This window comes from Streptomyces ipomoeae 91-03, from assembly GCF_000317595.1.
In the GTDB taxonomy this organism is placed as follows: domain Bacteria; phylum Actinomycetota; class Actinomycetes; order Streptomycetales; family Streptomycetaceae; genus Streptomyces; species Streptomyces ipomoeae.
Genome location: NZ_AEJC01000038.1, coordinates 1 through 1,654, shown reverse-complemented (window position 1 = coordinate 1,654; position 1,654 = coordinate 1). Strand labels below are relative to the sequence as shown.

The window sequence follows — 1,654 nt, the reverse complement described above, 5'->3', positions numbered from 1 at the left end:
ACTTCGTCGAACACCGGGGTGTCCGACCACGCACGGACTAGCGGTGGCTGAACCACGCCATCGCCGGGAGCGCCCTGTCGTCGTAGCCGAACAGCGCCTGGTTCTCCCAGCCGTTGCCGGAGGAGGCGTCGGTCGGGTCCCAGCCGTTGCCCGCGACGGCGGTCCAGGTGGACTCCCAGTAGAAGACACCGAGGCCACGGCCGTTCGGGACGGCCTCCACGATGCTCGCCACGTCCTTCATCCACCGCGTCTGGCCGGCGGTCGTGGCCGGGTAGCCGGAGACCAGCTCGCTGTCCAGGTCGATGATGTTCTCGAACGAGTCGTCGCTGTCGAGGCGGAAGGGGTAGGCCGTCTCGGCGACGAAGACCGGCTTGCTGTAGCGGGAGGCCGCGTCGTCGAGGGTCGTCTGGAAGTCGGCGAGGGTGCCGTGCCAGTAGCCGTAGTACGACAGGCCGATGACGTCGAACTTCACCCCGTTGGAGACCGCGTTGTCGAACCACCAGCGGGTGCCGGACAGGTCACCGCCCTTGGCGAGGTGCAGCGCCACCTGGGTGGAGGAGTTGACCGCCTTGACCGCGTCGTAGCCGGAGTTGAGCAGTCCGGCGAGCTGCGACCAGTTGGAGGTGGAACCGGCGGACCACAGCATGCCGCCGTTGATCTCGTTGCCGACCTGGACCATGTCGGCGGTGGTGCCCTGGGCCTTGAGGGCGTTGAGCACGTCGTAGGTGTGGTTGTAGACGTCGGTCCTGAGCTGGCTGTAGCTGTGGCCGGTCCACGGGGACGGCACGGTCTGGGCGCCCGGGTCGGCCCAGGTGTCCGAGTAGTGGAAGTCGACCAGCAGCTTCATGCCCTGCGCCTTGATGCGCTTGGCGGCGGCGAGCACCCGCGTCTTGTTGTTGTAGCCGTCGGCGGGGTTCACCCAGACCTTGACACGCGCGTAGTTCTGCCCGGCGCTCTTCAGGATGGCGAGCGCGTCGCCGGTGGTGCCGGAGCTGTTCTTGTAGACGCCGCCCTTGGCCTCGCTCTTGATGAGCGACGACACGTCGGAGCCCTTGATGGACAGGCCCGTCGAGCCCGAGGTGAAGGTCAGGTCGTCGACGTTGATCCAGTTGCCGGCGTTGGCGTCGGAGTTGATGCTGATGGTGCACTGGTTGTTCGTCACCGCGACGGAGGTGACGATCCGGATCCAGCCGCTGGCGGAGACCGGGATGTCGGTGCGCTGCTCGGCGCTGCCGCAGTTCTTCAGCGCGATGTACGCGGAGTTCTGGCCGCCGCCGGAGCGCACCCACGCGGTGAGCTTGTAGTTCCCGTTGGTCAGGCCGGACAGGTACTGGTAGGTCTCCACCTTGTAGGCGGAGGACGACCAGTGGCTGAGGCGGTAACTGCCGCCGTGGCCACCGGACTCCGTGAAGGAGGCGGAGTTCTGCCCGGCCGCCGAGTACGTCGACCAGCCGGCCGGCGTCGCGGTCCCGGTGCCGTCGGACTCGAAGCCCCCGTTGGTGAGCGTGGAGGCGGCGTGTGCCGAGGTGGCGGGCAGGGAGGTGAGCGCCAGGCCTGCGAACAGGGGTATCAGCAGGGCCCTGAGGGCGCGTCTCGCGTGGAACATCGTCGTCCCTTCGACAAGGGCGGGGACTTGGTGGGGGTGCCGCGGCGG

The 1,654-nt window shown here is 68.1% G+C and carries 1 protein-coding gene; it reads right to left on the bottom strand.

Translation table 11 applies throughout. The features are described 5' to 3' along the window. Nucleotides 1-37: 37 nt before the first annotated feature. Nucleotides 38-1,606 (bottom strand): glycoside hydrolase family 53 protein, encoded by a 1,569-nt coding sequence (locus STRIP9103_RS02040; protein WP_009295776.1) that lies wholly within the window; start codon nucleotides 1,604-1,606, stop codon nucleotides 38-40. Nucleotides 1,607-1,654 lie beyond the last annotated feature (48 nt).

What these genes read in the sequence shown, in the direction of transcription:
- STRIP9103_RS02040 (WP_009295776.1), bottom strand. Translation starts at nt 1,606, where the DNA reads ATGTTCCACGCGAGACGCGCCCTCAGGGCCCTGCTGATACCCCTGTTC.